Raw genomic sequence first — 6,359 nt, forward strand, 5'->3', positions numbered from 1 at the left:
ATACACTATGGCAGGAGCAAAATTAAAGACATTGCTTGTTTTCAAATATCTTGATGAATATTCGGATGAAAACAATCCGCTTTCAACAAGTCAAATTATTGAAATGCTGGCAAGCGAGGGAATTAAGTGCGAACGCAAGTCGATTTATGCCGATGTTAAAACATTAAAGGAAATCGGCTACGATATTATGTCGATAAAATCGCCTAAACGAGGCTTTTTTATGGCAAGTCGTAAATTTGAAATACCTGAAGTTCGCTTGCTTATTGACGCTGTTACTTCAGCGGGATTTATCACACCAAAAAAAACACAAATCCTTGTTGAAAAACTCGAATCGCTTGTGTCAAAAAATCAGGCGAATTCTATTGTAACACAGGTATATATCGACCCGAACGCAAAATGTGATAATGAGGAAATTTATTATATCATCGATACGCTCCACAAGGCTATTCAAGACCGTAAAAAAGTTAAATTCATATATAAACGCCGTAATATTGATGTTGAAAATAAAAAGAATTATACCGAAAAAACATTTACCGTTTCGCCTTATGCGCTTATTTGGAAGGATGACCATTACTATTTAATTTGCAACAATCAAAAGTACAATAATATAATGAATTTGCGTGTTGACCGTATCAGAAAGGTTAATACTCTTGATGAACCTGCCAGACCGGTCGGTGAGGTAAGCGAGTATAAGATTTCTTTTGATGTTGCCGATTATTCAAAAAAGATGTTCAATATGTACAGCGGCAAGTCGGATAAAATCAGAATTTCCTGCGAACTTGAACTCCGTGAGCAAATTATGGACCGCTTCGGTGCAAAAGTTCCGCTCTCGGCATACGACAGTTCTCATTTTGAAACAACCGTTGATGTCGCCGTATCCGACGGCTTAATTGCATGGCTTATGTCTTTCGGCAAAAAGGTTAAGGTTCTCGAGCCGCAATACCTTGCCGATGCCGTTAAAGAGCGTGCACAGCAAATCGCAAAATTGTATGATGAATAATATATATGTTACTGCATAACGGATTTTAGGTAACACCCAAGTAACATATTGCAAAATTTTCTCCTTTGTGTAACAATACTTATGTATTAAAAACAAAGGAGAAATTTTTATGAAAAAAGTTATTAGTTTACTAATGTCGTTTGTTATGCTCCTCAGCGTAACAGCCGGAGTGAATTTGTCTGCATATGCGGCTGATGCCACTTCCGGTAAATGTGGCGATAGTGCTTATTGGAATTATGATGAGGATACTAAAACTCTAACAATTTCAGGTTCAGGAAGGATGAATAATTATTCTAATTCTTCAGATACTCCTTGGGAACGAATTTACAAAAAAATTAAAAAAATTTATATTAAAAATAATATAATCAGCATTGGTGATCATGCGTTTGAATGGTTTGAAAATTTAACAAGTGTAAAAATACCAAATAGTGTAACAAGTATTGGTGATTGTGCGTTTTTTACTTGTAGAAGTTTAACAAGTGTAACAATACCCGATAGTGTAACAATCATTGGTGATTTTGCTTTTTGTTATTGTTCAAGTTTAACAAGTGTTACAATATCAAATAACGTAACAAGTATTGGCTATTCTGTGTTTGATTCTTGTGATAATTTAGAAAGTGTAACAATACCAAATAGTGTAACAAGCATCGATGATCATGCATTTGAAGGTTGTCGTAATTTAATAAGTGTAACAATACCAAATAGCGTAACAAGCATTGGTGATTTTGCATTTTATATTTGTGATAGTTTAACAAGTGTAACAATACCAAATAGCGTAACAAGTATCGGTGAAAATGCATTTGATTATTGTTTAAGTTTAACAAGTGTAACAATACCAAATAGTGTGACGACAATTGGAAATTATGCATTTGCTGAATGCAGTAGTTTAATAAATATTGAGGTAGATTCCGATAATTCGAATTACTCATCAAAGGATGGAGTGCTTTTTGACAAAAACAAGTCAAAATTGATTCAATATCCGATAGGTAATCAAAGAACAGAATATACTGTACCAAACAGTGTAACAAGCATTGGTGATGGTGCATTTTATAATTGTTCAAGTTTAACAAGTGTGACAATTCCTGATAGTGTAACGAGTATTGGTTATTCGGTATTTAAAGATTGTAAGAATTTAAAAGATGTATATTATTCAGGTTCAGAAGAGCAGTGGAAAAAAATTTCAATTAATAATAATAATGAACCTTTAACCAAAGCAACTATCCATTATAATTCTTCACCGCAAAGTTTTAAAGTTGTTGATAAAACATATAAAGATAAATACGGCTTTTATTACACAGATGATTATTTCAAAAAGCCTGCTACAAAATACAACCAAAGTCTTGCTACAATGTCGTTGTGCCTTGCATTAAGTACATATCAAAATGAAGATAAAAAAATATATCATGAAAATGTATCTGATGTTTTTGGTAAATGCGGATTCGTTGTAGACGGTGCAGACAGTACTTTCCAACAACAAAATTATGATATAAAAACGGGCACAGATACAATCGCATGCTCATTTGCAAACAAAAAAATCGGCGACAGCACGCTTGTTGCCGTTGCAGTAAGAAGCGGTGGATACGGTGCGGAATGGGCAAGTAATTTAACTCTCGGTCTTTCAGGTGACCATGCCGGATTTGATGACGCTTCAAACAAAGTGTATAAATACCTTGCTGAATATGTAAACAGTAGAAATATTACCGGAAAGGTGAAGTTCTGGATAACCGGATTTAGCCGTGGAGGAGCAACTGCAAATCTTCTTGCCGCTAAACTCGATAATACTATTGATTCTCATCCGAAAATTACTTATTCAAAAGAAGATGTTTATGCCTACACATTTGCAACCCCTGCCGGTGCTGTGAAAAGCAATAATCCTCACAGTAAAAAATATAATAATATATTTAATATCATAAATTTCCATGATCTTGTTCCGCTTGTGGCACCGTCTCAATTTGGCTGGAGCTTTGACAGATACGGAATCACAAAGGTATTGCCGTTTAGCGAGTCAAATAAAGGGGCAGTTAAATTTCAGCAAAAAATGATTAAATATCTTAACGGAATGGGATGTGAATATAAAGTTAATAATTTTAAAAGTTATATTTATAATTATTTAAATCCTCTTGGATATGCTACGGCTATTGAACAGAAAAATAATCACGATACGCTTGGTGTATTCAACAGAAAATTTATAAAATCGGTTGCAACTCAAATTGGAGGAAGACCAGCATATGTGTTGACGTATCAAAATGAACTTAGAAGCTTTGCTTCAAAAAACGCTGTTGGCATTGCTAATGGTGTTTTAAGTGAAGTAGAGCGTGCTAGATTAATCACTTTGTTGTTAGGTGAAGGTATACTGCATCCGCATTTAACAGCAACAGCAATAAAAAATTTCGATTTGTTGACTGTGGTTCATTCTGAAAACGAAAACTATCTTGCATGGATGATGTGCATGGATAAAAATTATGACTCTTCAAATCATGAATATTTTACAAACGGTGATTACAGAGTTGTAAAAGTTAATTGTCCGGTTGATGTTAATGTTTATGACGAAAGCAATAATCTCGTTGCTTCTATTATTAATGATGTTCCTCAACAAATTGATGGAAGCACAATTATTTCCTCAATTGATGAAAACGAACAAAAGGTTGTATATTTGCCGGTAGACGGTGAATACAGAGTAGAAGTTAAAGCAAGAGAAAATTGCCAAACAACTTATACTGTAAATGAATATACAGGCTTCAGTTCTGATCTTTCAAAAGTTGTTGCATATCAAGATGTTGATATGAAGAAGAACGAAACATTAATTTCAAATGTTGATTCATATACAAATGAAGAAATAAGTGATGAAGAAGGCACAACAAACGGTAGTTCTGTTGATTATAATCTTGAGTTAAATAATAAAGAACTTACTCCTGAAGTTAATGCAACAGGTGAAGAAATCAAAAATGTTACATATACAGTAAATGTATCGTATGACGAAAATCAAGGTGCAGCTTCCGCCGGCGGAAAATTTACGGCAGGTGATTTCTGCTTGCTGACAGCAACTGCAAAAGAGGGATATACCTTCGACGGTTGGTATATCGACGGCAAAAAAGTTTCTTCCGATGCGTCATATAGATTTGCCGTAAAGTCAAATGTTAATGTTGAAGCAAAGTTCAAATCTGCTGAAACAGGTGGTTCAACAGGCGGTTCAACAGGTGGAGGCTCTACTGATCCGACTCCAACACCTGGTGGTGGCGGTGGCGGAGGTGCAATTCCTGCACCAGAACCAACTCCAAACGACACAGATAAAAAAGATGATGAAAATAAGCCTGAAACAAAGCCAAATCAATCTCAAAACACTTCAACTTCAGCAACACAGAAGTTAAGCGTTAAAAAGCTTGTTTCAAAGAAAAAGGCACTTGTAGTTTATTGGAACAAGATTGCAGATGTTTCGGGTTATCAAATTCAAGTAGCTACCGACAAGAAGTTTAAGAAAAACAAAAAGACCGTTACCGTTGCAAAGCAAAACGCAAGCAAGAAAACCGTTAAAAAGCTTAAATCAAAGAAAAAGTACTTTGTTCGAGTAAGAGCATATAAAAAAGTTAACGGCAAAAAGTCTTATGGCAAATGGTCAAAGATTAAATCGGTAAAAACCAAATAAGGTAATAAAGAAATAACCCTATGATGAAATTTCATCATAGGGCTTTCTTTATAAAGTATTCAAATCATAAGGTGTCTTTTGGTAAACAAAGTAGTTCAACCAATTATTAAACAATATATTCGCCGTGCTCTTCCATTCCATCTGAGGAGTAGCATTTACATCGTCGTTTGGAAAATAATTGTAAGGAATATCAATATCAAGACCTTTTTCCTTGTCACGGAAGTATTCTCTTGCGAGAGTATCTCTGTCGTATTCGCTGTGACCGGTAACAAAAAACTTCCTGCATTCCATATCCGCAACAATGTGAATTCCTGCAAGTTCGCTGTAGGATAAAATTTGCAAATCCTTAACCTGTGCAATGTCTTGCGTTTTAATTTCCGTGTGGCGGGAATGAGGTGCATAGTAAATATCATCAAGACCTCTCATCAAAGGATGAGTTTCATCAAGGCACTTGTGTGGGAAAATGCCAAAAATCTTTTTCTTGGTCGGATATTTCTTTATACCGTAATGATAGTAAAGCCCGGCTTGGGCACCCCAGCAAATATGAAATGTGGAATAAACATTTGTTTTACTCCATTCCATAATCTTGCAAAGTTCGTCCCAATAGTCAACTTCTTCAAATTCCATTTGCTCGACAGGAGCACCTGTAATAATCATTCCGTCATATTTTCTGTTTTTAACTTCGTCATATGTTTCGTAAAACTTGTCCATATGACTTTTAGAAACATTTTTTGCTTCGTGGGTTGCAACTTGTAAAAATTCCACATCAACCTGAAGCGGAGAGTTACTCAAAAGCCGAAGCAGCTGAGTTTCGGTTTCCAATTTTGTAGGCATCAGGTTGAGTATCAATATTTTAAGTGGGCGAATATCTTGCGTGTCGGCACGCATATTGCTCATCACAAATATATTCTCTATTTCAAGTCGCTGCTTTGCAGGCAATTCATTATCAATTCTGATTGGCATAACTCAACCTCCTTTAAAAGTGTTTTAATATTATATCAAATATATTTTATTATTTCAAGTGTATTATATATTATATACATTATATATAGCATTTAATTATCTATGAGTAGATTTAAACAAAAAGTTTATAAATATAACAATCTTTGTGTCTATTTTGTTGTAATCTGAAAAAATTCAAAGTTTTTTCAAAAAAAGTGTTGACATTTGGTGTATGAGGTGGTAATATGTACAAGTCGTCAGCGAGAGAGCGAGACGGCAAGGACCTTGAAAATTAAACAACGACGAAAAAGTAAGGAACCCGATTAAGATAATTGAGTAACTGAACTCCATGTTCTAAGGAACATAAAATAACAGTAATGAAACGACAGGTTCGAGAGAACTGAGAGGTTTCGAATGATTAAGATTAGTACATTCCATACGGAATGATTAATACAAAGTTTTAAGAGTTTGATCCTGGCTCAGGACGAACGCTGGCGGCGTGCCTAACACATGCAAGTCGAACGAAGCTTGACGAATGATTACTTCGGTATGAAATCTGATATGACTGAGTGGCGGACGGGTGAGTAACGCGTGAGCAACCTGCCCTTCAGAGGGGGATAGCGTCTGGAAACGGACGGTAATACCGCATAACATATATTGGTGGCATCATTGATATATCAAAGCTATTGCGCTGAAGGATGGGCTCGCGTCTGATTAGATAGTTGGTGGGGTAACGGCCTACCAAGTCGACGATCAGTAGCCGGACTGAGAGGT

Annotated in this window: 3 protein-coding genes and 1 rRNA gene; 3 read left to right on the top strand and 1 reads right to left on the bottom strand. The window is 35.5% G+C overall.

The features are described from left to right. Positions 1–7: 7 nt before the first annotated feature. Both Q0E08_RS07050 and Q0E08_RS07055 read left to right on the top strand, forming a co-directional pair. Positions 8–1,000 carry a YafY family protein gene (locus tag Q0E08_RS07050; protein WP_294778381.1) on the top strand — a complete coding sequence of 331 codons (993 nt, stop codon included), beginning with the start codon at positions 8–10 and terminating at the stop codon, positions 998–1,000. Positions 1,001–1,109: 109 nt separating this feature from the next. Further along, positions 1,110–4,643, top strand: coding sequence for a leucine-rich repeat protein (locus Q0E08_RS07055; RefSeq protein WP_294778383.1), 3,534 nt, complete (start codon positions 1,110–1,112; stop codon positions 4,641–4,643). A 48-nt stretch (positions 4,644–4,691) separates the two neighbouring features. Here the strand turns inward: Q0E08_RS07055 and metA are convergent, their stop codons facing one another. Next, positions 4,692–5,606 (bottom strand): homoserine O-succinyltransferase, encoded by a 915-nt coding sequence (gene metA, locus Q0E08_RS07060; protein ID WP_294778385.1) that lies wholly within the window; start codon positions 5,604–5,606, stop codon positions 4,692–4,694. 435 nt (positions 5,607–6,041) lie between these two features. Between metA and Q0E08_RS07065 the strand changes: the two genes are divergently transcribed. After that, positions 6,042–6,359, top strand: a 16S ribosomal RNA gene (locus tag Q0E08_RS07065); the annotation flags it as partial.

It is taken from the genome of uncultured Eubacterium sp., assembly GCF_934561735.1.
Classification (GTDB): domain Bacteria; phylum Bacillota; class Clostridia; order Oscillospirales; family Acutalibacteraceae; genus Eubacterium_R.

Excerpts from the sequence above, each read along its gene's own strand:
- Q0E08_RS07050 (WP_294778381.1), top strand. The coding sequence starts at position 8 with ATGGCAGGAGCAAAATTAAAGACATTGCTTGTTTTCAAATATCTTGAT.
- metA (WP_294778385.1), bottom strand. The coding sequence starts at position 5,606 with ATGCCAATCAGAATTGATAATGAATTGCCTGCAAAGCAGCGACTTGAA.
- Q0E08_RS07055 (WP_294778383.1), top strand. The coding sequence starts at position 1,110 with ATGAAAAAAGTTATTAGTTTACTAATGTCGTTTGTTATGCTCCTCAGC.